Origin of the sequence: Aeromonas sp. INTO2 (genome assembly GCF_049860605.1) — a bacterium.
GTDB classification, from domain to species: Bacteria; Pseudomonadota; Gammaproteobacteria; order Enterobacterales; family Aeromonadaceae; genus Aeromonas; species Aeromonas caviae.
In genome coordinates this window covers 3,593,628-3,614,789 of the sequence record NZ_CP187588.1, presented here as the reverse complement: position 1 = coordinate 3,614,789, position 21,162 = coordinate 3,593,628, and the positions used below count along the sequence as shown (strand labels likewise).

Annotated in this window: 23 protein-coding genes and 1 riboswitch; of the genes, 14 read left to right on the top strand and 9 right to left on the bottom strand. The window is 61.6% G+C overall.

The annotated features are described in order from the left end of the window. The first annotated feature begins 126 nt into the window (after positions 1 to 126). The 3 genes from ACPW74_RS17075 (at position 127) to ansB (ending at position 2,571) form a co-directional block, all read left to right on the top strand. Entirely contained in the window at positions 127 to 1,077 is a 951-nt protein-coding gene (locus ACPW74_RS17075; RefSeq protein ID WP_279981968.1) for an AEC family transporter, read from the top strand. A gap of 111 nt (positions 1,078 to 1,188) precedes the next feature. Beyond that, positions 1,189 to 1,383, top strand: a complete 195-nt coding sequence (locus ACPW74_RS17070; RefSeq protein ID WP_042015137.1) for a heavy-metal-associated domain-containing protein — start codon at positions 1,189 to 1,191, stop codon at positions 1,381 to 1,383. Between the two features lie 129 nt (positions 1,384 to 1,512). Further along, on the top strand, positions 1,513 to 2,571 hold the full coding sequence (ansB, locus tag ACPW74_RS17065) for an L-asparaginase 2 (RefSeq protein WP_010675782.1): 1,059 nt from the start codon (positions 1,513 to 1,515) through the stop codon (positions 2,569 to 2,571). Between the two features lie 94 nt (positions 2,572 to 2,665). On the opposite strand, the gene ACPW74_RS17060 is transcribed toward ansB, so the two are convergent. After that, on the bottom strand, positions 2,666 to 3,652 hold the full coding sequence (locus ACPW74_RS17060) for a sodium:calcium antiporter (protein ID WP_244053665.1): 987 nt from the start codon (positions 3,650 to 3,652) through the stop codon (positions 2,666 to 2,668). Between the two features lie 88 nt (positions 3,653 to 3,740). Next, positions 3,741 to 3,848, bottom strand: a riboswitch (yybP-ykoY riboswitch). Between the two features lie 189 nt (positions 3,849 to 4,037). On the opposite strand from ACPW74_RS17060, the gene ACPW74_RS17055 reads away from it, so the two are divergent. Then, positions 4,038 to 4,625: a superinfection exclusion B family protein gene (locus ACPW74_RS17055; RefSeq protein WP_010675780.1), complete on the top strand. Its 588-nt coding sequence runs from the start codon at positions 4,038 to 4,040 to the stop codon at positions 4,623 to 4,625. A 63-nt stretch (positions 4,626 to 4,688) separates the two neighbouring features. Here ACPW74_RS17055 and ACPW74_RS17050 read toward each other — a convergent pair whose 3' ends face one another. The 3 genes from ACPW74_RS17050 to ACPW74_RS17040 all read right to left on the bottom strand — a co-directional run bounded on the left by ACPW74_RS17050 (position 4,689) and on the right by ACPW74_RS17040 (position 6,215). Beyond that, the gene (locus ACPW74_RS17050) at positions 4,689 to 5,147 is read right to left on the bottom strand and encodes a methylglyoxal synthase (protein ID WP_041211864.1); all 459 of its coding nucleotides are present in this window, start codon (positions 5,145 to 5,147) and stop codon (positions 4,689 to 4,691) included. A 250-nt stretch (positions 5,148 to 5,397) separates the two neighbouring features. Continuing rightward, a complete protein-coding gene (bfr, locus tag ACPW74_RS17045; RefSeq protein WP_103858517.1) occupies positions 5,398 to 5,877 on the bottom strand; it encodes a bacterioferritin in 480 nt (159 codons plus the stop codon). Between the two features lie 131 nt (positions 5,878 to 6,008). Further along, positions 6,009 to 6,215, bottom strand: a complete 207-nt coding sequence (locus tag ACPW74_RS17040; RefSeq protein ID WP_039039715.1) for a bacterioferritin-associated ferredoxin — start codon at positions 6,213 to 6,215, stop codon at positions 6,009 to 6,011. 138 nt (positions 6,216 to 6,353) lie between these two features. Here ACPW74_RS17040 and ACPW74_RS17035 point away from each other — a divergent pair, with 138 nt between their 5' ends. The 6 genes from ACPW74_RS17035 (at position 6,354) to ACPW74_RS17010 (ending at position 13,292) form a co-directional block, all read left to right on the top strand. Then, entirely contained in the window at positions 6,354 to 6,668 is a 315-nt protein-coding gene (locus ACPW74_RS17035) for an HlyU family transcriptional regulator (RefSeq protein WP_275873513.1), read from the top strand. Next, on the top strand, positions 6,665 to 8,737 hold the full coding sequence (locus ACPW74_RS17030; RefSeq protein WP_279981966.1) for a tRNA(Met) cytidine acetyltransferase TmcA: 2,073 nt from the start codon (positions 6,665 to 6,667) through the stop codon (positions 8,735 to 8,737). Before ACPW74_RS17035 ends, ACPW74_RS17030 begins: the two co-directional genes overlap by 4 nt. A gap of 368 nt (positions 8,738 to 9,105) precedes the next feature. Further along, complete coding sequence (gene coxB / locus ACPW74_RS17025; RefSeq protein ID WP_279981965.1) at positions 9,106 to 10,236, top strand: cytochrome c oxidase subunit II; 1,131 nt, start codon at positions 9,106 to 9,108, stop codon at positions 10,234 to 10,236. A 9-nt stretch (positions 10,237 to 10,245) separates the two neighbouring features. Further along, positions 10,246 to 11,844, top strand: a complete 1,599-nt coding sequence (gene ctaD, locus ACPW74_RS17020; protein WP_069784288.1) for a cytochrome c oxidase subunit I — start codon at positions 10,246 to 10,248, stop codon at positions 11,842 to 11,844. 9 nt (positions 11,845 to 11,853) lie between these two features. Then, on the top strand, positions 11,854 to 12,408 hold the full coding sequence (locus ACPW74_RS17015) for a cytochrome c oxidase assembly protein (protein ID WP_223931668.1): 555 nt from the start codon (positions 11,854 to 11,856) through the stop codon (positions 12,406 to 12,408). A 2-nt stretch (positions 12,409 to 12,410) separates the two neighbouring features. After that, positions 12,411 to 13,292 carry a cytochrome c oxidase subunit 3 gene (locus ACPW74_RS17010; RefSeq protein ID WP_043152874.1) on the top strand — a complete coding sequence of 294 codons (882 nt, stop codon included), beginning with the start codon at positions 12,411 to 12,413 and terminating at the stop codon, positions 13,290 to 13,292. 8 nt (positions 13,293 to 13,300) lie between these two features. Here the strand turns inward: ACPW74_RS17010 and ACPW74_RS17005 are convergent, their stop codons facing one another. Further along, on the bottom strand, positions 13,301 to 13,507 hold the full coding sequence (locus ACPW74_RS17005; RefSeq protein ID WP_043152873.1) for a DUF2909 family protein: 207 nt from the start codon (positions 13,505 to 13,507) through the stop codon (positions 13,301 to 13,303). 81 nt (positions 13,508 to 13,588) lie between these two features. Between ACPW74_RS17005 and ACPW74_RS17000 the strand changes: the two genes are divergently transcribed. Genes ACPW74_RS17000 through cyoE form a run of 4 tightly spaced genes read left to right on the top strand, consistent with a single transcriptional unit; the run spans position 13,589 to position 16,702 of the window. After that, on the top strand, positions 13,589 to 14,251 hold the full coding sequence (locus ACPW74_RS17000; protein ID WP_425858408.1) for an SURF1 family protein: 663 nt from the start codon (positions 13,589 to 13,591) through the stop codon (positions 14,249 to 14,251). After that, a complete protein-coding gene (locus tag ACPW74_RS16995; protein WP_279981963.1) occupies positions 14,248 to 14,730 on the top strand; it encodes a hypothetical protein in 483 nt (160 codons plus the stop codon). The genes ACPW74_RS17000 and ACPW74_RS16995 overlap by 4 nt, the downstream gene beginning before the upstream one ends. A 59-nt stretch (positions 14,731 to 14,789) precedes the next feature. After that, positions 14,790 to 15,800 (top strand): COX15/CtaA family protein, encoded by a 1,011-nt coding sequence (locus ACPW74_RS16990; protein ID WP_279981962.1) that lies wholly within the window; start codon positions 14,790 to 14,792, stop codon positions 15,798 to 15,800. Beyond that, entirely contained in the window at positions 15,797 to 16,702 is a 906-nt protein-coding gene (gene cyoE / locus ACPW74_RS16985) for a heme o synthase (protein ID WP_279981961.1), read from the top strand. The genes ACPW74_RS16990 and cyoE overlap by 4 nt, the downstream gene beginning before the upstream one ends. Positions 16,703 to 16,828: 126 nt before the next feature. Here cyoE and ACPW74_RS16980 read toward each other — a convergent pair whose 3' ends face one another. The 4 genes from ACPW74_RS16980 to ACPW74_RS16965 are packed head-to-tail and all read right to left on the bottom strand — an operon-like array spanning position 16,829 to position 21,090. Next, positions 16,829 to 18,259 (bottom strand): gamma-aminobutyraldehyde dehydrogenase, encoded by a 1,431-nt coding sequence (locus ACPW74_RS16980; RefSeq protein ID WP_202043179.1) that lies wholly within the window; start codon positions 18,257 to 18,259, stop codon positions 16,829 to 16,831. Between the two features lie 29 nt (positions 18,260 to 18,288). Further along, positions 18,289 to 19,104 (bottom strand): ABC transporter permease, encoded by an 816-nt coding sequence (locus tag ACPW74_RS16975; RefSeq protein WP_215270086.1) that lies wholly within the window; start codon positions 19,102 to 19,104, stop codon positions 18,289 to 18,291. 7 nt (positions 19,105 to 19,111) lie between these two features. Beyond that, complete coding sequence (locus ACPW74_RS16970; RefSeq protein WP_425858407.1) at positions 19,112 to 20,080, bottom strand: ABC transporter permease; 969 nt, start codon at positions 20,078 to 20,080, stop codon at positions 19,112 to 19,114. Beyond that, the gene (locus tag ACPW74_RS16965; RefSeq protein WP_279981957.1) at positions 20,077 to 21,090 is read right to left on the bottom strand and encodes an ABC transporter ATP-binding protein; all 1,014 of its coding nucleotides are present in this window, start codon (positions 21,088 to 21,090) and stop codon (positions 20,077 to 20,079) included. Before ACPW74_RS16965 ends, ACPW74_RS16970 begins: the two co-directional genes overlap by 4 nt. Positions 21,091 to 21,162: the final 72 nt, after the last annotated feature.

Sequence of the window (21,162 nt, the reverse complement as noted above, 5' to 3'; positions counted from 1 at the left end):
CGTGACAGGGGAGGGCGACAACCGGGATGCAGACATTGTTGTGATTAACTCCTGTGAATACAAGCCCATGGCGTTAGAATGCCCTTTCCCAGGCGACTTTCTTCGCCGTTGCACAGGACGCGCATCATGGATCTGTTGGCAAGTCTGCACTTCTCTCTCTCCATCACGGGCCCCATCTGTCTGGTGCTGGTACTCGGCATCTGGCTCAAGCGGCTGGGTCTCTTGCCCGACAGCTTCGTCGAGTCCGCCTCCCGTCTGGTGTTCCAGGTCACCCTGCCAGCTCTCTTGTTTCTCAGCATGGTGCGCACCGATTTTTCCACCATGCCGAGCCCCTGGCTCATCCTCTACGGCCTGCTCGGCACCCTCGCCGGTTTCCTGGTGCTGGAGGTGCTGGCGGCCCGCTTCATCAGCGAGCAGAAATTGCGGGGCATCTTCGTGCAGGGCAGCTTTCGCGGCAACATGGGGATCATGGGGCTGGCCTATGTGCAAAACGCCTACGGCCCGGAGGGGATAGGGGCCGCCGCCCTGCTGGTGGGCTCCATCACTGTGCTCTACAACGTGCTCGCGGTGATCACCCTGACCCGCAGCCTGGGGGGCGGAAAGGGGCTCGCCCCCATACTCAAGGGGATCGTCAAAAACCCCCTCATCATCGCCATTCTGGCGGCCCTGCCCTTCGGTCTGCTCGGCATTGAACTGCCCCAGCTGGTCATCACCACGGGCAACTATTTCGCCAACATGACCCTGCCGCTGGCCCTGCTGTGCACCGGCGCCAGCCTCAACCTCAAGGCCCTGCGCGGCGGCGCCATGCTGACCGGCTGGGCCACGGTCAACCGGTTGTGCTGCATCCCCGTGCTGCTGGTGCTGGGGGCCTGGGCGCTCGGCTTCAGCCCGCAGGCCCTCGGCATCCTGTTTCTCATCAGCTCAACCCCCACCGCCGCCGCCAGCTATGTGATGACCCGCGCCATGGGCGGTGACAGTGCCCTGGCGGCCAACATCATCGCCACCACCACCCTGGGCTCGCTCGTCACCACCAGCCTGGGGGCCGCCCTGATGAACTACCTGGGAGTGATGGGATGATGGGGCGCCGCCATGATGCACGACCCGGGGTTGACGGGATCGGCATTCGCCCTTGACCTTGCCGGAGGCGGCAGCTTTAGGCTGAGGTCACATCGACAGAGGAGAGAGCCCATGACCATCGAACTCACCGTTACCGGCATGTCCTGCGGCGGTTGCGCTGCCAGCCTGCAAAAGGCCTTGCTGGCCCAGCCAGCAGTCCGCACCGCCACGGTCGACTTTGCCAGCCGCCAGGCCGTCATCGAGAGCGAGCTGAGCAAAGCCGAGTTGATCGCCCTGATCGAGGCGAGAGGCTTTCAGGTAGAGTGAATTATCACTTAATTGGTATAAATCAGACTAATATTCTGTTTACTTCTTTTTATTGGTGAGAGTGATCACTTAAATCCCGTTTAAAATGAATAAAAATGCTGCAATTCCCTCATCCAAAAGGATTGCAGCATGACCCTTCCCATTCGCAAGACCCTGATCGCCGCCGTGCTCGGCCTGACCCTCTCCCCCATGGCCATGGCGCTGCCCAGCGTGCACATTCTGGCCACCGGCGGCACCATCGCCGGGGCGGGCCAGTCCGCCACCCAGTCCAACTACGAGGCCGGCAAGGTGGCCATCGAGACGCTGATCGCCGCCGTGCCCGAGATGAAAAACGTGGCCGACGTGCAGGGTGAGCAGGTGGTCAAGATCGGCTCCCAGGACATGAACGACGAGGTGTGGCTCACGCTCGCCAAGCGGGTCAACGCGCTGCTGGCCAGGGATGACGTGGACGGCATCGTCATCACCCATGGCACCGACACCATGGAGGAGACCGCCTACTTCCTCAATCTGACCGTCAAGAGCGACAAGCCGGTGGTGCTGGTGGGCGCCATGCGCCCCTCCACCGCCATGAGCGCCGACGGCCCCATGAACCTCTACAACGCCGTGGTGACCGCCTCCGACCCCGCCTCAAAGGGACGTGGCGTCATGGTGGCGATGAACGACACCGTGCTGGATGCCCGCGACGTCACCAAGACCAACACCACAGGAGTGCAGACCTTCGCCTCCCCCAACTTCGGCCCGCTCGGCTACATCCACAACGGCAAGATCGACTACCAGCGCAGCCCGGCCCGTCTGCATACCAGCAAGACCCCGTTCGACGTGAGCAAGCTCGACAAGCTGCCCCAGGTCGGCATCGTCTACAGCTACGCCAACGCCTCGGACCTGCCGGCCAAGGCCCTGGTGGATGCCAAGTTTGACGGCATCGTCAGCGCCGGGGTGGGCAACGGCAACCTCTACCACACCCTGTTCGACACCCTGGCCAAGGCGAGCAAGGACGGCATTCGCGTGGTGCGTTCCGCCCGCGTGCCGACCGGTTCCACCACCCTGGATGCCGAGATCGATGACGCCAAGTACGGCTTCGTCGCCGCCGAGACCCTCAACCCGCAGAAGGCGCGGGTGCTGCTGATGCTCGCCCTGACCCAGAGCAAGGATCCGGCCCAGATCCAGCGCTGGTTCCAGCAGTTCTAAGACCTCGGCTCGGTCTGATTGACACTACCCCGTGAGATGAAGGGCAGGATGGGATCCTGCCCTTTCTTGTTGCGCCAGAGGCAGAGGCCGGCCCTCAGCTCATCATCAGCCAGCCGCAGAAACCCAGGTAAACCAGTCCCACCAGGGCGAGCCTGCCCGCCGTCATCCGCTCCCGACTGAACCCCCACCACAGCAGCGTGACCGCCAGCAGCGTCACCAGGGAGGAGGCCATCATGGTGCTGTCCAGCAGCCAGGGAGTGAACAGCAGGCAGAACGCCTTGGGAATGGTGCCCTGGATCATCATGGCGCCGGAGATATTGGCCAGCGCCAGCCGGTGTTTGCCCTGCCGCACCCAGATAAGCACGTTCATCAGCTCGGGCATTTCGGTGGCCACCGGGCTCAGCAGCAGGGCCGCCTGCACCGGAGAGAGACCGAACAGCTCGCCCATGTTCTCCAGCTGGTGAACGAACAGCTGGGCCGCCAGCGCCACCACACCGAGCGCCACCAGGGTTTGCAGCAGCACCTTGCCGAGCGCCGGGATCCTGGCGTGCGGATCCAGCTTGAGGGGGGAGGGCAATTCCGCATCGTGGCTGTCGGTCTGTTTCAGCTCACGTCGCACATAGAGGAGGTACATCAGCACGAACAGGGGGGCCAGCCAGGTTTTACCGGTGAAGGCCACCATGCCAAGCAGCACGGCCAACAGGAAGATGCCGGCAAACCAGGCCTGATCGCGGCCTATCTCCCGCTGCACCTCGCCATTGATGGCTCTGTGCTCCCGGCTCATGCACAGCAGCAGGGTCACGCCGACGGCAGCATAGCCAAGGGTGGAGAGCACTAGGGGACCGCCGAGGGCCGCACCTATGCCTATCTGCTGCTGGGCGGGGGCATCCCCCATCAGCAGGGCGGTCAGGGTGACGATGCATTCGGGCAGGGCCGTGCCGAGGGCGGCCAGCAGAGAACCGGTGGCGCTTTGGGACAGTTTGAAATGATGGCCGGTCCATTCGATGCCGTTGACGAAGTATCCGCAGGCCAGATAGATGGTGACGGCAGAGATCAGAAATAACAGCAAGGTTATCAGCATGATGAGTAACCGCCAGGCGAGCAGAACAACCGATGGACCCGATACGGCTCGCCCGGCTGGCGTGCATATCGAGGCCAAAGGTCTTGCAGGACGATAGGTGCTATCGCCGCCCATGCCATGGATCTGCGGATCCAAGAGTGTTGACATGGGCCCTGCCCGGATTTCGGGCGGCTTGCTACTCCCCAGTGACAGTGCGGCTTTTTACCAAGTGGCTCGGTGAGGCGCAAGGCCAACAGAGGATGATCCGCGCGACAAGTTGTAAAAGGATGTGACAACCCCTCGACTCTCCCGTCCGGGATCCTGATCTTTTTACGGGGATCCTTGTGCTGGCACAGCGATTGCTACGAGTTGGCTACTGTCCACATTGACTTGGGAAGGGTGAACGATGAAACGGTGGATCCAACATTTTTACCAGCTTAATCGCCTCAACTGGCTGATGGTCTGGCTGCTGCTTTGCTGCAGCATCATCCTGCTGTTTCCGGCCGGATTGATGAAAGGTGCCGTGAGCCAGTGGGCCACGGCTCATGCGGCCTGGCTTGGGGTCGGCATGTTGATCGCCATCTCCTATTTCTGCAGTCAGGGCTTCCTGATCGCCTGGGAGTGGGCCTGTGACGAGTGGCAGTCCCGCCGCCAGCAGGATCAACTGGCCCAGATGATTGGCTTCCTCGACTTCAACGAGAAGGCGGTGCTGCGGGAGTTCGTACTGCAACGGAAAAGCGTCATAAACCTGCCGATCACCGAACCCGCCGTCAAAAACCTGATGGATGCCGGCGTGCTCACCTACGCCTACGGCAAGCCGACGCGAGAGAAGGAGGACGAGAACCAGATCCGCGCCCTGATGATCGCCCTGCCAGCGCGCCCTCTGCTGACCTACAAGGTTCTGGGGCTGTCGCGGGGCAAGATGAGCGACGAGCAGGTGGAGCAGATCATGAATGCCAGGCCCAAATTCGCGCAGAAAAGCCTCCAGCGCTGACCTTTCCCCCCATGAAAGAAAAGAGCCGGACATCTGTTCCGGCTCTTTGCTGTCTGGCGTTGCTTATTCGGTTCTGGCCTTGAGGTAGCCGGCGTAGTCGGGCACCTGGACGCTGAATGCCTGCTGCATGTGCGGGCTGTCCATGATGAAGTCCGCCGTCGCCTCGTTGGTGGCGACCGGGATGTTCCAGACGGCCGCGAGGCGCAGCAGGGCCTTGACGTCAGGATCGTGGGCGGCGGGATTGAGGGGATCCCAGAAGAAGATCATCACGTCTATCTTCCCTTCGGCGATGAGGGCGCCGAGCTGTTGATCCCCTCCCATGGGGCCGGAGAAGAGGCAGGTAATGGGCAGCTGCGCCTTCTTGCCGAGCAGGGTGCCCGTGGTGCCGGTCGCATAGAGATGGTGGAGCTTGAGCTCCTCCTTGCGGCGCAGCACCCAGTTCAGCAGAGGGGCTTTCATGTTGTCGTGAGCCACCAGAGCAACCCGTTTGTGGGGCGCCATCTCGCGTGCAATCAGTTCCATGGAGGTCATCCGTAGCAAAATGATGGGAATGGGGTCGTATCCTAATCGAAAGCGGCGCCTGCCGCTGCCCCATGCATCGTAACTGTGATCCCGGAGGCGGTTCAATCCGGCGCCTGCCACCCTGACAGACTCTGGCCTGCCTTGTCAGCAGCCAGGTTGGCTACCGTATCGTAGGGCAAGATCTCTGCCGCTGGTGCCATGAAAAAACCCGCCTGGGCGGGTTGGGATTGTCTCTTGATGTCATCGCGATTCAGGATGACTCGGCATGGAGCTGGGATTGCTGGTAGTTTTCCAGACCGATACGAGCGATGAGATCGAGCTGGGTTTCCAGCCAGTCCACATGCTCCTCTTCATCTTCCAGGATCCCCTGAAACAGGTCGCGGCTGACGTAGTCCTGCACGGACTCGGCATAGGTGATGGCGACTTTCAGGTCGGGGATGGCGTCCATCTCCAAAGACAAGTCACAGCGCAGCATCTCTTCCACCGTCTCACCGATGCGCAGCTTGCCCAGATCCTGCAAGTTGGGCAGCCCTTCCAGAAACAGCACCCGCTTGACCAGCTCGTCGGCATGTTTCATCTCATCGATGGATTCGTGATACTCCTTGTGCCCCAGCCCTTTGAGGCCCCAGTCATCATAGATGCGGGCATGCAGGAAGTATTGGTTGATGGCAACCAGCTCATTGGCCAGCACCTTGTTGAGGTGGGCAATGATTTTGGGATCTCCTTTCATCGACATTACTCCTCGTGTTCGAGCCTAGGCAACGATCACTAGAGCTTAGTCCAGAAACATGACCATAACGTGATGGGGAAAGTCGTCCCCTGGAGGGCAGAAGGAGAGATGAAGACGAGAAGTCGGCGGTTTTACGCCACTTCGTAATAGAGCGGTGCCTGCTCTGACTCCATCTTGTCGATTTCGGTAGCGATGATCTCCATCGCCATGCGCACACATTTACCACATTGGGTACCGACTTCCAGCGACTGTTTCAACTGTCGGAATTCAGTCTTGCCTGCCTGTACCGCCTTGCGGATCTGGTTATCTGTGATGCCGCGGCACAAACACACGTACATAATCTGGACCTCATGCTGGAATGAGATGAAATCTAAATGAGAATGGTTCGTAGTGCAAAGAACGAATGGTAATAAGATCCCGTGCTTGCCAGTGATTCCACCCTTGGGGAGAATGCCTGTATCAGAGAGGATGCGAACATGTTCAAAAATCTATTCAATGCCCTGTTCAAGGGAGAGATCGCCCAGAGCCCCGAGGTTGAGCCCATCGAATACATGGGCTATCTCATCTATCCCGAGCCCATGGCGGAAGGGGGGCAATACAGGCTGGCCGGTCGCATCACCAGGGAGATCGACGGGCAATTACAGACCCATCGCTTCATCCGCTCCGATCTCTTTGCCAACCCGGCGGATGCCGAGCGCTTCATGGTGCAAAAGGCCCATACCTTCATCGACCAGATGGGGGAGCGCATGTTTGAACCCCGTGTGAAGCCAGACGCCAGCCCAGCTCCATGATGTCAGCCGAGCTGCTCGCCTTGCGCCACGCTATCGCTTCTGCCGGCGAGCGGCGTCTGATCTGGCTGGAAGGGGAGGAGGATGACTGCATCGTTCGTGCCGAATCCTTGCTGTGGGGGGTGGTGTTCTGGCTGGGGCAGGGTCCTGAGCGTCATGCTCCGCAGCCTGCCGCCAAGGCGCTTCAACGGCTCGGTCAGGAGTGCGACACCCTGGTATTCAATGCCTTCAGCGGTTTTCACCCCGATGCATTCGGTGCCTTGGCGGGGACATTGAGGGCTGGGGGGCTCTTGCTTCTGCTGACCCCGCCGCGGGAGGTATGGCCGACCTACCTAGACCCTGATCGTCAGAGGCTGGTCGCCCAGCCAGAGGAGGTCGATCGTGCCGGGCAGGGGTTCATCTCCCGTCTGGTACGGTTGCTGGAAGAAGATCCGGCGCGAGATCTGACGCCTGCCTCTTGTGATATTACCTGGCAGCCTCTCGACGGGGACCGGCCGCTAAGTGCGGATCAGGCCCGTGCGCTGCCCGCCATCCACAACGTATTGCACGGCCATCGCCGTCGCCCCCTGGTGCTGAGCGCCGATCGCGGTCGTGGCAAGAGCGCCGTGCTGGGGCTGGCGAGCGCCGACTTGCTGAGTCGGGATCCGGCCTTGACGATAGCGGTGACTGCCCCTTCCCACGCTACAGTGGCGACACTTTTTGCCCATGCAGAGCGCGCGCTGGCAGAGATGCCTGAGCGGCTGGCCGGTCTGAGCTATGTGTCCCCTGATCGGGTGGCTCAAGGAGATGTGCTGGCGGATCTGTTGCTGGTGGATGAGGCCGCCGCCATCCCGACCCCGCTGCTGGAAGCCATGCTGGCCCGTCACAGTCGCATTGTCTTCGCTACAACGGAGCACGGCTATGAGGGGACGGGGCGCGGCTTTCATCTGCGCTTCAAGAGGGTACTCGATGAGCAAACCCCGGATTGGCAGGAGCTGCGCCTGGTGGAGCCCATTCGCTGGAGCCTGAGCGATCCGCTGGAGCCTCTGATCTTCCGGCTCCTTGGTCTGAATGCCGACATATCGGCACCTCATCCCCCGACATCACCGACCTGGCGCCTGGTCGGACAAGATGAGCTGGCCCGTGATGACGCGCTGCTCAATCGGGTGTTCGGCCTGCTCGTGCTGGCTCACTACCAGACCAGCCCCAGTGATCTGCGGTATTTGCTGGAGGGGCCGGATCTCGACATTCATCTGATGGAGCAGGGACAGGAGTTGCTCGGGGTGGCGCTGGTCGCGCGGGAGGGCAATATACCCCCTGATCTGGCGCACGCGATCTGGGCCGGACGAAGGCGCCCTCGTGGACATCTGCTGCCCCAGTCGCTGCTGGCCCACGCCGGTTTCGTGACGGCGGGGGAGCGCTCTTATGCCAGGGTGATGCGCATCGCCATCCATCCTGCCCTTCATCGTCTCGGGCTGGGGTCTTGGTTGCTGGACAAGCTGGTATCACATTATCGGGTATTAGGGGTCGATTATCTGGGATCTGCCTTCTCCGCCAGTCCAGATCTGCTGCCATTCTGGCTCAAGGCGGGATTGAAGGTGCTGCGTCTTGGTCTGCAGCGCGATGCGGCCAGCGGCAGTCATGCAGCTTTGCTGCTGATGCCGTTGCAATCGGAATATCACGCCGAGCTGGCGCAATGGCGACAGCGTTTCATGAGCCAGTTGCCGGCCCTGCTGGCGGGTGAACTCAAGAGGCTGGATACCGAACTGGTCTGGCTATCCCTCAGAGGCGGACCTGTCACTCATGTGCCGGATCTGGATGAATTCGAGCATCGGGAACTCGATTGTTTTGCCCACCATCACAAGCCATTCGAATTGTGCCAGGGGACACTGCAACGCTGGCTGCTCCGGCGAGTGATGATGCTGGACGGGTTGAGTCAGGATGAACGACGGTTGCTGATCGCCACCATCTGGCAATATGCGTCCTGGTCCGAGCTGGCTGCCCGACAGGGTGTCGCGGGCAAACCCGCGCTGATAAAAGCATTGCGCTCCCTGCTGGCCAGACTGCTGGCTCAGCAAGCCCCAGCGGGCTGACCCCCGCCTCTGGCACGGCAGAAAACCACGGAGCCCAGGAGGAACCCATGGCCCCTCCCGGGTTCTGCACATCGATTCGACTCACCATGGCTGAAGCTCTCCCCGTTCAAGGCGCGGCCACCCCGGGACCCGTTTCTCCCTCTTCCCTGCTCGCGTTTTACCTATTGCCACTGCTCTGATGAGCCTGGTCAGGGCTGTCTGCATTTTGGTTTTTTCTGAATATGGACTAATACTTGAATGTGAAATGAATTTTAATAAATGCATTATTTTCAGATGGTTAGCGTTGGGTGTATTGAACGCAGGCCATCTTCTCCAACGTGCACAGGGAGTGCAATGTGAGAAACGATGCAGCTCAGGCAGGTGCCGGAATGATGATGTGGTTCATCAGCAGCAGCGCCTTTGCCAATGAGATCCGGTTCAACATGACGCGCGGGGCGACCTCCATCAGCCAGCAGGTCTATGACCTGCACATGACGATTTTCTATATCTGTTGCGTCATCGGTCTGCTCGTCTTCGGCATCATGTTCTGGTCCATCGTGCACCATCGAAAATCGCGCGGTGCCAAAGCCGCCCAGTTTCACGAAAGCACCCGCATCGAGTTGCTGTGGACTGCCATCCCCGTGTTGATACTGATCGCGATGGCGGCACCGGCAACCTCGACTTTGTTGAAGATGGAGGATACCTCCAAGGCCGATCTCACCGTCCTCGTCACGGGCTCGCAATGGAAATGGCATTACAAATACCTCGAGTATCCGGTGGCGTTTTATTCCCTGCTGGCGACCAGCAAACAGCAGATCTCCGGTGATGCCCCCAAGGGCGGCAATTATCTGCTGGAGGTAGATAACCCTCTGGTGTTGCCGGTCGGCAAGAAGATCCGTTTCCTGATGACCTCGGACGATGTCATCCACTCCTGGTGGGTTCCCGCCTTCGCCGTGAAAAAAGATGCCAATCCTGGCTACATCAACGAATCCTGGACGCGGATCGACAAGCCGGGCACCTATCGTGGGCAGTGCGCCGAGCTGTGCGGCAAGGATCACGGTTTCATGCCCGTGGTTGTGGTGGCCAAATCCGCAGAGGAGTTCGAGGCGTGGATTGCCAGGAAGGGAGACGAGCAGGCAACCGCCAAGGCACAGCAACAGGCGCTGGCAGCGGAGACCATGACGTTGCCACAAGCCATGGCGCTGGGGGAGAAAGTCTATCTGGGGCACTGTGCGGCCTGTCATCAGCCCGCGGGTACCGGATTGCCCGGCATCTTCCCGGCGCTCAATGGCAGCAAGGTGACCACACAGGCGGAGCATCGTGCCCAGCATCTGGATACGGTGTTGCACGGCCGGAGTGGTACGGCGATGCAACCTTTTGGCAAACAGTTGACGGCACAGGAACTCGCCGCCGTCATTACCTATGAACGCAATGCCTGGGATAACAAGACCGGTGACCTTGTGCAGCCAGCCGAGGTGCAGTCCCTTCTCAACCCGGCCAATCCGGACAAGGACAAGTGAGGCGTCGGCATGAGTGATGGAATCACGGATACCCCGCACAGCGAACATGTCCACCAGCCAGCGGCCGGTCTGAGGCGCTGGCTCTACACCACCAATCACAAGGACATCGGTACCCTCTATCTGTGCTTTGCCCTCACCATGTTCTTTACCGGTGGCGCCATGGCCATGGTGATCCGGGCAGAACTGTTCCAGCCCGGACTGCAACTGGTGGAACCCCTGTTTTTCAACCAGATGACCACGGTACACGGCCTCATCATGGTCTTTGGTGCCGTCATGCCCGCCTTCACCGGCCTCGCCAACTGGCTGATCCCCATCATGATTGGGGCCCCTGACATGGCACTGCCCCGCATGAACAACTGGAGCTTCTGGATCCTGCCGTTTGCTTTCCTCATCCTCCTGTCGAGCCTGTTTATGGAGGGAGGCGGCCCCAGTTCTGGCTGGACCTTCTATGCCCCCCTGTCCACCCAGTACAGCGGCAACAGCACGGCCCTGTTCGTCTTTGCCATTCACATCATGGGGATCTCCTCCATCATGGGGGCCATCAACGTCATCGTGACCATCTTCAACCTGCGGGCGCCGGGCATGGGTTGGATGCAGATGCCGCTGTTTGTCTGGACCTGGCTCATCACGGCGTTTCTGCTCATCGCTGTCATGCCGGTGCTGGCGGCTGCGGTGACCATGGTGCTGACGGACAAGTATTTCGGGACCAGTTTCTTCGATGCGGCCGGTGGGGGGGATCCTGTCCTGTTTCAGCACATTTTCTGGTTCTTCGGGCACCCGGAAGTCTACATCATGATATTGCCGGCTTTCGGCATCGTCTCCAGCATCATTCCGACCTTCTCCCGCAAGAAGCTGTTCGGTTATCGCTCCATGGTCTATGCCACCAGCAGCATCGCCTTGCTCTCCTTCATGGTCTGGGCGCACCACATGTTCACCACCGGATTGCCCGTGGTGGCGGAGCTGTTCTTCATGTACACCACCATGCTGATCGCTGTGCCGACAGGGGTAAAGGTATTCAACTGGCTTGCCACCATGTGGCGTGGTTCTCTGACATTCGAGACCCCCATGCTGTTTGCCATCGCCTTCATCACCCTGTTCACCATTGGCGGTTTCTCCGGGCTGATGCTGGCCATGACGCCGGCTGATTTTCAGTATCACGACACCTATTTCGTAGTGGCCCATTTCCACTATGTGCTGGTGACCGGTGCCGTCTTCTCGATCCTGGCTGCGGCCTACTACTGGTTGCCGAAATGGACGGGGCACATGTATGACGAGCGGCTCGGCCAATGGCACTTCTGGTGTTCGCTCGTCTCGGTCAATGTGCTGTTTTTCCCCATGCATTTTGTCGGGCTGGCGGGCATGCCTCGCCGCATTCCCGATTACGCCCTGCAATTTGCGGACTTCAACATGCTGATCAGCCTGGGGGGCTTTGCCTTCGGCCTGTCCCAGCTGCTGTTTGTCTGGGGTGTGATCAAATGCATCAGAGGCGGAGCCAAGGCGAGCGATCGGGTATGGGAGGGGGCCGAGGGGCTGGAATGGACGCTCTCTTCTCCCCCTCCCTATCACAGTTTCCAGACTCCACCGGATATCCGGTCGGAAGAGCGTTAGGGAGGTCATATGACCCAGGTCAGTCATGCCCCCTTGCTCAGAAAACTGGCTCTGGTCGTGCTCGTCATGTTTGGTTTTGCCTTTGCGCTGGTGCCGCTTTATGACGTCTTCTGCCGGATCACCGGCCTCAATGGCAAGACGTCTGATCAAATGGCCAGTACGGAGCGGGCGGTGATCGACAGCAAGCGGAGCATCCAGATCGAGTTTCTTGCTCATGCGGATACCCGGATGCCGTGGGAGTTCAGCGGTGAGACGACTCGGCTGTCGGTGAAGCCGGGGGAGGTGAAGATGGTCAACTTTCGGGTGTTCAATCCCACGGAGCGGACCATGGTGGGTCAGGCGGTCCCGTCGGTCTCTCCCGGTCCCGCCGCAGCCTATCTGAAGAAAGTGGAGTGTTTCTGCTTCAATCGCCAGGAGCTGAGGGCAGGGCAGAGCAAGCTGATGCCGCTCAAGTTCTATATTGATCCGGCACTACCGGACAGCATCAATACCATCACGCTCTCCTACTCGCTCTATGACATCACGGAGTCCGTACCTGCACCAGCACTCGCACAGAGGAAATGACCATGGCCAAGGTGAACCAGACCTATTATGTCCCGGACCAGAGTCGCTGGCCCATCATTGGTGCCATTGCACTGTTTTTCCTGGCGTTGGGGGCGGGACATCTGGTCAATGAAGTGGCGAGTGGGCAGACCGGTTTCGGCCGGTATCTGATGATGGCCGGTGTCGCCCTGCTGGCATTCATGTTGTTTGGCTGGTTCCGTCACATCATCCGGGAGTCCATGACCGGGCTCTACAGCGCCCAGATGGACAGATCCTTCAGGCAGGGCATGGTCTGGTTCATCTTCTCCGAAGTGATGTTCTTTCTGGCTTTTTTCGGAGTGCTGTTCTATGCCCGCCAGCTTGCGGTGCCCTGGCTGGATGGTGCGGGCCACAGGGTGATGACGGGCCAGCTGCTGTGGCCGGATTTCACCGCTCACTGGCCCCTGCTCAAGACGCCCGGCGGTGCCACGACCCAGGCCATGCCCTGGCAGGGGATCCCCCTCATCAATACCCTGATCCTGCTCGGCTCCTCCGTGACCCTGCTGTTTGCACACATGAGTCTGGAAAACGGCAGACGCATGCGGCTCAAGGGGATGTTGCTGGCCACCGTGGTGCTCGGGCTGATATTCCTGTGGTTTCAAGGCTATGAGTATCTGCATGCCTATCGGGATCTCGGGCTGCGGCTGGATTCCGGCATCTATGGCAATACCTTCTTCATTCTGACCGGGTTCCATGGACTGCACGTGCTGCTGGGCACCCTTTTCCTGACCATCATCTGGCTGCGCATCATGTTGAGGGATCATTTCACCCCACAGCGTCATTTCGCTTTCCAGGCTGCGGCCTGGTACTGGCACTTCGTCGATGTGGTCTGGCTCTGTCTGTTCGTCTTTGTCTACCTGCTTTGATGCCGTGCTCAGTAGGGGCGAGGGTTGGGCTCCAGCCAGCCCATCGCGAGAGAGAGCAGCAGTATGATGACCACCAGCAGGGAGAAGAAGACGCGCCGGCCCAGAGGTACCGACATCTTTTGCGTATTGCCTGCACTGAGCATCAGCCAGAGGGCGTGAAACAGCTGGCCGATGATGAGCAGCAGCATGAGTATCAGAACGACCTTGATCAACATCTTGGGATCCTCCTCGATATGCGCGATTCGGCTGCACGAGACAAGCGACGACCATGGCATCACAGACGCTGGTTCGTCTTGTTGTTCACTCTGGTGGTGACGGCCGGTTTGTGCAAGCTGGCGTTCTGGCAGTGGCAGCGCGCAATGGAAAAAACGGCCTGGCTGGCGCAGATGGCAAAGATGCAGCAGGCCGGGCCAAGGACATTGGCCCAGATCGACTGGCAACACCCGGAGTCACTGGATGGCCAGCCTCTGCAAGGGAAAGCCGAGTGGGTCAGCCCTTATGTCTGGTTGCTGGACAACCAGATCGTCAACGGGGAGGTTGGCTATGACGTGCTCATCCCGGTACGCGCAGAAGGAGGATCCTCACTGTTGCTGGTCAACCTGGGATGGGTGCCCGCGCCATCCGACAGGTCGCAATTACCCAATCCCGCCATCCCCGCCGCAATGACCCTTGAAGGTGTTCTGCGCATGGCTCCCGGCGGCTTCCTGTTGGGACAGAACATAGAACCAGGCCCCTACCCGAACCGGCTGCAATCCATCAGGGTCGAGACCCTGCGACAGGCAATCGGAGCCCCGCTTGCAGACGCCGTGTTGTATCAAAGACGAACCCCATTCCTCTATCACTACCAGCACAATGTCATGCCGCCCGAAAAACACCGGGCCTATGCGGTGCAATGGCTCGGCTTGGCGCTGGTGGTTCTGTCAGGGGGGGTCATGCTGACAAGGAGGTGCTCCCCATGAGCGGATGGCGACGCTGGCGGGTGCCAGTGCTCTTTGCTGCGGTGATCCTGCTGCCTGTGGTGCTGGCGGCTCTGACTCTTCACCAGGGCTGGTATGAACCCGGCACGCGCAGCAAGGGGCACTGGCTGCACCAGGATATCTATCTGTTGCAACCGCTTCCTGCCCATCAGCACCAATGGCGACTGGTCTATCTGGTGGCCCCTCGCTGCGAGGGGCAATGCCGGCAGGTCCCTGTGCTGATGGCGCGCATCCAGGCGGCACTTGGCCGCAACCTGGACAAGCTGGAGCTGGTCCAGTTGACGCCACCTCACGAGGCAAACAGTGAAATGAGGGAGGGAGAGATGCTACTGGTGGACGACCGCGGGCTGGCCATCTTGCGTTACGAGGTACCCGGCAGCACGACGACCTGGCCGTTGCTTGGCAAGGCGGTACTGTCGGATCTGCAGCAACTGCTCAAATATCAGCGTGGGGTGCAGTGACGATGCAGCCGACATGGGACTCGCATCTTCTGGTGACTGCACGGTCAACGAGGCGGCATATGAAGATGCACAAGAGGCTGGCCTCCGTGGCCATTGCGCTGGCATTTCTTGTCATCGCGCTCGGTGCTTATACCCGGTTGACGGATGCCGGGCTGGCTTGCCCCGATTGGCCAGGTTGCTATGGTTCCCTGGCCATTCCCCGCGCTGAGCATGCGGAACTGGCGGCACAACGTTATCCGGCCAGCCCGCTTGTTCCTCACAAAGCGCGCAGCGAGATGGTGCATCGCTACTGCGCCGGGGTGCTGGGAGGCGTGATTGTGCTCCTGTCCGGCTTGGGCTGGCGTACAGGCGGCCGACTGCGTCACCTCTCGCTCATCTTGCTGGTGCTGGTTGCGGGTCAGGCGGCGCTGGGTATGTGGACGGTGACCCTGGCCCTGCATCCCCTGGTGGTGACCACTCATCTGCTGGGCGGCTTCGTCATCCTGACCTTGCTTTGGCTCTATCGGGCCGAATTGGCAGACTTCACTGTATCCCCGCCCGTACACCAGGGGGTGTCCTGGCTTGGCAGCATGGCCTGCGGCGTGCTGCTGCTGCAGATCGCGCTGGGGGGCTGGACGTCGGCGAACTATGCGGCCATGGCGTGTATGGAGTTTCCCTTGTGCCAGGGCAACTGGCAGGCAGAGCTGAATTGGGCGCAAGCCTTTCATCTCCCTTTGGGGCACGCCAGCTATGAGTTCGGCGTGCTGGGCAAGGAGGCGCGCCAGACCATTCACATCGCCCATCGCCTGGGAGCGCTGACCACGGCCTTGCTGGTGGGGGCTTTCGCCCTCGCGCTGCTCTGCCAGCGGACGCCTCTGAGAGGATTTGGCTGGCTGTTGCTGGGTCTGCTGACCGTGCAGATTGCCTTGGGATTGGCGAACGTCCATCTGGCCCTGCCACTGGCCAACGCCCTTGCGCATAATTTGGTGGCCGCCCACCTGCTGGTCTGCTGTGTGCTGGCGCGCGGGAGGCTCTCTTTGCCTCATCACGACCCCTTGCGACCCCCTGGGATGGTCAGGAGCCGGACATGAATGGGAGAGTGCGGGTACAGCGCTTCGCCCTCCGCCGGGGGCGCGATTATTGTCAGTTGACCAAACCAAAGGTGGTCGCCCTGCTGCTCCTGACCGCCTGGGTGGGCATGCTGCTGGCCGAGCCGACACGCGCCTCTCTGGACGAAATGATACTGGGCCTGGCGGGGATTGGACTGCTCGCTGCCGGGGCGGCGGCCATGAACCATTCTCTGGATAGCGGCATCGATGCCCGGATGCCAAGAACGCGCTGGCGCCCGGTCGCCATGGGACGGATCACGCCGGGGCAGGCGATGAGTTTCGCGATCTGTCTGGCGCTGTCGGGGTTTGTTCTGCTCCATTGGGGCGTGAATCCCCTGACTGCCTGGCTAACCCTGGCCAGCCTGTTCGGCTATGCGGTCGTCTATACCCTGCTGCTGAAGCGGGCCACGCCGCAGAATATCGTCATCGGCGGATTGGCGGGAGCCATGCCACCGCTCTTGGGCTGGACCAGCATCACGGGGCAGCTTTCGGCCGAGCCCTGGCTGCTGGTGATGATCATCTTTACCTGGACGCCGCCCCATTTCTGGTCCCTGGCCATCCACCGGCGCGATGACTATGCCGGTGCCGACATTCCCATGCTGCCCGTCACCCACGGCGCCGATTTCACCAAGACCGCCATCCTGCTCTATCTGCTGATCCTGACGCTGGTCTGTCTGCTGCCCTATCTGATCGGCATGTCGGGGCTTGTCTACCTGGTCGGCAGTCTGGGGCTGAACCTCGGATTCTGCTGGCATGGCTGGTTGTTGAAATATGAGAAGCGCCCCGGCCAGGCGATGCGCACCTTCCGTTTCTCCATCTATCACCTGATGCTGCTGTTTGGTCTGCTGATTCTGGATCACCACTGGTTGTGGCGGCTGTCATGACGTTGATGCGGGTCGAGGTCGGGTGAATGGTGACGCTGCGTCGGTGCACAGCAGGGATGCACAGACCTGATGCAAAACAAGATGGCCCCTTGGGGCCATCTTGTTTTCAGGGGGACGGAGTGGAGCCTAGAGCTTGACCATGATATGGCGCGGCACCGTGTAGTCCTCCAGCGCATAGAGGGAGAGATCCTTGCCGTAACCGGACATCTTCATGCCGCCGTGGGGCATCTCGGAGGTGAGCATGAAGTGGGTGTTGATCCAGGTGCAGCCGTACTGCAGGTGGCTGGCCACCTTGCTGGCAAGGCTCAGATCCTTGGTCCAGACCGATGAGGCGAGGCCGTAATCCGAGTCGTTGGCCCACTGCACCACCTGCTCGGCGTCGCTGAAGCGGGTCACCGACACCACCGGGCCGAACACCTCCCGGCGCACGATTTCATCCTCCTGACGGGCGTGGGCGATCAGGGTCGGCTCGAAGAAGAAGCCGTTGCCGGGGCGGATCTTGCCCCCCGCCGTCACCTCCACGTGGCCGCTGCTCTGGGCCCGCTCCACGAAGCTGGCCACCCGGTTGCGCTGCCGGTCCGAGATGAGCGGCCCCATCTCCACCCCCTCCTCGCGCGGACCGCCCACCTTGATGGAGGCGACCGCCTCCGTCATGGCGGCGACGAACTTGTCGTAGATCTTGCCCTGGGCGTAGATGCGGCAGGCGGCGGTGCAATCCTGGCCGGCGTTGTAGAAGCCGAAGGTGCGAATGCCCGCCACCACGGCCTCCAAGTCTGCATCGTCAAAGATGATAACCGGCGCCTTGCCGCCAAGCTCCAGGTGGGTGCGCTTCATGGTGCGGGCGGCGCTCTGCAGGATCTTCTGGCCGGTGGCGATGTCACCGGTGAGGGACACCATGCGCACCAGCGGGTGCTCCACCAGCGGCGCCCCCACGCTCTCGCCCCGGCCGCAGACGATGTTGATGACGCCGCGGGGGAACAGCTCGCTGGCCAGCTCCGCCAGGCGCAGGGCGGTGAGCGGGGTCTGCTCGGAGGGCTTGAGCACCACCGTATTGCCGGCGGCGAGCACCGGGGCCATCTTCCAGGCCGCCATCATCAGCGGATAGTTCCAGGGGGCGATACTGCCCACCACACCGATGGGGTCGCGGCGGATCATGCTGGTGTGCCCCTCGATGTACTCCCCCGCCAGCGGCCCCTGCAGGCAGCGGGCGGCGCCGGCGAAGAAGCGGAAGCAGTCCACTACCGCCGGCAGCTCGTCATTGAGCACCGCCAGATAGGGCTTGCCGCAGTTGAGGGATTCCAGCGCCGCGAACTCCTCGGCGTGGCGCTCGATGGCATCGGCCAGGCGCAGCAGCAGGGTACTGCGGCTCGCCGGGGTGGTGCGGCTCCACTGGGCGAAGGCGCGCTGGGCGCCGTTCACCGCCCGGTTCACCTGCTCGAACGAGGCTTCTGGCACCGAGGCGAGCAGCTCGCCGGTGGCCGGGTTGAGGATGGGCTCGGCCTGGCCGTCACCGGTGACGAACTGACCGTCGATCAAGAGTTGGGTAGAGAGTTTCATGGTTGCATCCTTGCGCACGCGTTGAGTCGTTATTTGCCACTGCCGGCGACGTCCTGGCCGTCGCGGGTGAGGTAGTAGGCAAGCAGAATGGGAATGGTGGTGAAGGCCACTATGATGAGCGCCACCACGTTAGTGACCGGCCTATCCCGTGGCCGGATCAGCTCCTGATACATCCAGATCGGCAGCGTGGTCTGCTGGCCAGCGGTGAAGGTGGTGACGATCACCTCGTCAAAGCTGAGGGCAAACGCCAGCATGCCCCCCGCCAGCAGCGCCGTGGCGAGGTTGGGCAGGATCACGTAGCGCAGGGTCTGGAAGCCGTCGGCCCCGAGATCCATGGACGCCTCGATGAGGCTCTGGTTGGTGCGGCGAAAGCGCGCCAGGGCATTGTTGTAGACCACCACCACGCAGAAGGTGGCGTGACCGATCACGATGGTCCAGAAGCTGAAGGGGATCTCCATCACCCCGTAGGCGGAGCGCAGCGCGATGCCGGTGACGATGCCGGGCAGGGCGATGGGCAGCACCAGCAAGAGCGACACCACCTCCTGGCCGAAGAAGCGGCTGCGGGCGATGGCCCCCGCCGCCAGGGTGCCGAGCATCATGGCCACCAGGGTAGCGAGCCCGGCCACTTCCAGCGACAGCTGGATGGCGCGCCATACGTCGGGGCGGTTGAGGGTCACCTCGAACCACTTGAGGGTGAGCCCGGGCGGCGGGAACTGGTAGCTCTTGCTCTCGCTGGTGAAGGCGTAAAGGAAGATGAACAGGATCGGAAAGTGCAGGAACAGGAGGCCGCCGATGGCCGCGTACTTGAGCAGGCCGGAGGGCTGGCTGCCATGGTCCCGTTTCATGGAAGTATTAGAGCGCATCGAAGGCCCCCAAGCGTTTCGCGATGGTCAGGTAGATGGCGATGATGAGGATCGGCACCAGCGAGAAGGCGGCGGCGAAGGGCAGGTTGCCCGCCGTGCCCTGCTGCATGTAGACCACCTGACCTATGTACATGGTGGAGTTGCCTATGATGCCGGGGATGATGTAGTCCCCCAGCGTCAGGGAGAAGGTGAAGATGGAGCCCGCCACCACGCCGGGCAGGGCCAGCGGCAGGATCAGGGTGCGAAAGGTCTGGGCCGGGGTGGCGCCGAGATCGCCGCTCGCCTCCAGCAGGGAGCGCGGGATCCGCTCCACCGCTGCCTGGATAGGCAGGATCATGAAGGGCAGCCAGACGTAGACGAACACAATGAAGGTGCCGATGCGCGAAAATGACAGCGACGGCCCGCCGATCACAGGCAGCGAGAGGATGGCGTCCAGCAGCCAGTCCAGTCCCAGAGTATCTGCCAGCCAGCTGATGACCCCCTCCTTGGCCAGGATCAGCTTCCAGGCGTAGACCCGCACCAGATAGCTGGACCAGAGCGGCAGCATGATGCCGACGTAGAACAGGGCCCGGGTCTTGCCGCTGGTGTAGCGCGCCATGTAGTAGGCCACCGGAAAGCCGAGCAGGGCGCAGGCCAGGGTCACCAGCAGCGACATGCCGACGGTGCGCAGGATCACGTCCAGGTTCTCCGCCCGTAGCAGGGCGACGAAGTTCTGCAGCCCCAGCTCGTGGCGGATCTGGCCGCTGAACTCGTCCAGTCCTAAAAAGGCGTTGGAGAGCAGCATCAGCAGGGATCCGACATAGATGATGCCGAGCCAGAGCAGCGGTGGCCCGAGCAGGATGGCCAGCAGCAGGCCTGGCCGCCCGTAGAGCAGGGTGGAGAGGCGCCGCAGCGGCCGATAGGAGAGGGGGGCGGTGGGTTGGCTCATGGCAAGGCTCGCACTGTGGGGGGCACTCATGGTTGAGCTCCCTGAGGGGCGGTGTGCAGGCGATGGATCGCCTGCTCCGGCCAGCTGAGGCTGACCCGGGCGCCACGGGGCAGGCGGGCCTGGCCCTCGTTGGGGTGGTTGACGATAAGCTCGAGCTGCTCGCCGAGATCGACCCGGTAGCGCACGAAGGGGCCGAGGTACTCCACCTCACGCACCTCCCCTGACCAGCCCGGCGTGCCGGCCTCGGCGAGGCGGATCCGCTCCGGGCGCACCATCATCTGCTGAGCATCGCCGCACAGCCGGCGGGCCTGCTCCCCCTCGAACAGGTTGACTGTGCCGACGAAGCGGGCGACGAAGGGGGTGGCGGGGGCGTCATAGATGGTATCCGGCGCGGCGATCTGCTCGATCTTGCCCTGATTGAAGATGCAGATCCGGTCGCTCATGGAGAGCGCCTCCTGCTGGTCGTGGGTGACGAAGATGAAGGTGATGCCGAGCTGGCGCTGCAAGGCTTTCAGTTCGAGCTGCATCTGCTCGCGCAGCTTGAGGTCGAGGGCCCCGAGCGGTTCGTCCAGCAGCAGGATGCGCGGCTGGTTGATCAGTGCCCGGGCGATGGCGATGCGCTGGCGCTGGCCGCCGGAGAGCTGGCCCGGCTTGCGGTTGCCGACGCCGGGCAGGCGCACCAGTTCCAGCATCTCGTCCACCTTGCGGTAACGCTCCGCCTTGGCGACGCCCTTGAGCATCAGGCCATAGCCGATGTTGTCGCGCACATCCATGTTGGGAAACAGGGCGTAGTCCTGAAACACGGTATTGAGGTTGCGATCGTAGGGGGGCACGGTGGAGCAGGGCTCGCCGAACAGCCGGATCTCCCCCTCGCTCGGGTATTCGAAGCCCGCGATCATCCGCAGGCAGGTGGTCTTGCCAGAACCGCTCGGCCCCAGCAGGGTGAAAAACTCTCCGGCCGGGATCTGGAAGGAGATGTCATCGACCGCCTTCACCTCGCCATAGTAGCGGCTGACCCGGTCAAATTGTACGGCATTCATGGGGCGTCCTTGTCTGTGTGGGAAGCGGGCCGGACTCCTGTCCGGCCCCATATCAGCATTTACTGAGGCACC

Excerpts from the sequence above, each read along its gene's own strand:
- ACPW74_RS17075 (WP_279981968.1), top strand. The coding sequence starts at position 127 with ATGGATCTGTTGGCAAGTCTGCACTTCTCTCTCTCCATCACGGGCCCC.
- ACPW74_RS17070 (WP_042015137.1), top strand. The coding sequence starts at position 1,189 with ATGACCATCGAACTCACCGTTACCGGCATGTCCTGCGGCGGTTGCGCT.
- ansB (WP_010675782.1), top strand. The coding sequence starts at position 1,513 with ATGACCCTTCCCATTCGCAAGACCCTGATCGCCGCCGTGCTCGGCCTG.
- ACPW74_RS17060 (WP_244053665.1), bottom strand. The coding sequence starts at position 3,652 with ATGCTGATAACCTTGCTGTTATTTCTGATCTCTGCCGTCACCATCTAT.
- ACPW74_RS17055 (WP_010675780.1), top strand. The coding sequence starts at position 4,038 with ATGAAACGGTGGATCCAACATTTTTACCAGCTTAATCGCCTCAACTGG.
- ACPW74_RS17050 (WP_041211864.1), bottom strand. The coding sequence starts at position 5,147 with ATGGAACTGATTGCACGCGAGATGGCGCCCCACAAACGGGTTGCTCTG.
- bfr (WP_103858517.1), bottom strand. The coding sequence starts at position 5,877 with ATGAAAGGAGATCCCAAAATCATTGCCCACCTCAACAAGGTGCTGGCC.
- ACPW74_RS17040 (WP_039039715.1), bottom strand. The coding sequence starts at position 6,215 with ATGTACGTGTGTTTGTGCCGCGGCATCACAGATAACCAGATCCGCAAG.
- ACPW74_RS17035 (WP_275873513.1), top strand. The coding sequence starts at position 6,354 with ATGTTCAAAAATCTATTCAATGCCCTGTTCAAGGGAGAGATCGCCCAG.
- ACPW74_RS17030 (WP_279981966.1), top strand. The coding sequence starts at position 6,665 with ATGATGTCAGCCGAGCTGCTCGCCTTGCGCCACGCTATCGCTTCTGCC.
- coxB (WP_279981965.1), top strand. The coding sequence starts at position 9,106 with ATGATGATGTGGTTCATCAGCAGCAGCGCCTTTGCCAATGAGATCCGG.
- ctaD (WP_069784288.1), top strand. The coding sequence starts at position 10,246 with ATGAGTGATGGAATCACGGATACCCCGCACAGCGAACATGTCCACCAG.
- ACPW74_RS17015 (WP_223931668.1), top strand. The coding sequence starts at position 11,854 with ATGACCCAGGTCAGTCATGCCCCCTTGCTCAGAAAACTGGCTCTGGTC.
- ACPW74_RS17010 (WP_043152874.1), top strand. The coding sequence starts at position 12,411 with ATGGCCAAGGTGAACCAGACCTATTATGTCCCGGACCAGAGTCGCTGG.
- ACPW74_RS17005 (WP_043152873.1), bottom strand. The coding sequence starts at position 13,507 with ATGTTGATCAAGGTCGTTCTGATACTCATGCTGCTGCTCATCATCGGC.
- ACPW74_RS16995 (WP_279981963.1), top strand. The coding sequence starts at position 14,248 with ATGAGCGGATGGCGACGCTGGCGGGTGCCAGTGCTCTTTGCTGCGGTG.
- ACPW74_RS16990 (WP_279981962.1), top strand. The coding sequence starts at position 14,790 with ATGAAGATGCACAAGAGGCTGGCCTCCGTGGCCATTGCGCTGGCATTT.
- cyoE (WP_279981961.1), top strand. The coding sequence starts at position 15,797 with ATGAATGGGAGAGTGCGGGTACAGCGCTTCGCCCTCCGCCGGGGGCGC.
- ACPW74_RS16980 (WP_202043179.1), bottom strand. The coding sequence starts at position 18,259 with ATGAAACTCTCTACCCAACTCTTGATCGACGGTCAGTTCGTCACCGGT.
- ACPW74_RS16975 (WP_215270086.1), bottom strand. The coding sequence starts at position 19,104 with ATGAAACGGGACCATGGCAGCCAGCCCTCCGGCCTGCTCAAGTACGCG.
- ACPW74_RS16970 (WP_425858407.1), bottom strand. The coding sequence starts at position 20,080 with ATGAGTGCCCCCCACAGTGCGAGCCTTGCCATGAGCCAACCCACCGCC.
- ACPW74_RS16965 (WP_279981957.1), bottom strand. The coding sequence starts at position 21,090 with ATGAATGCCGTACAATTTGACCGGGTCAGCCGCTACTATGGCGAGGTG.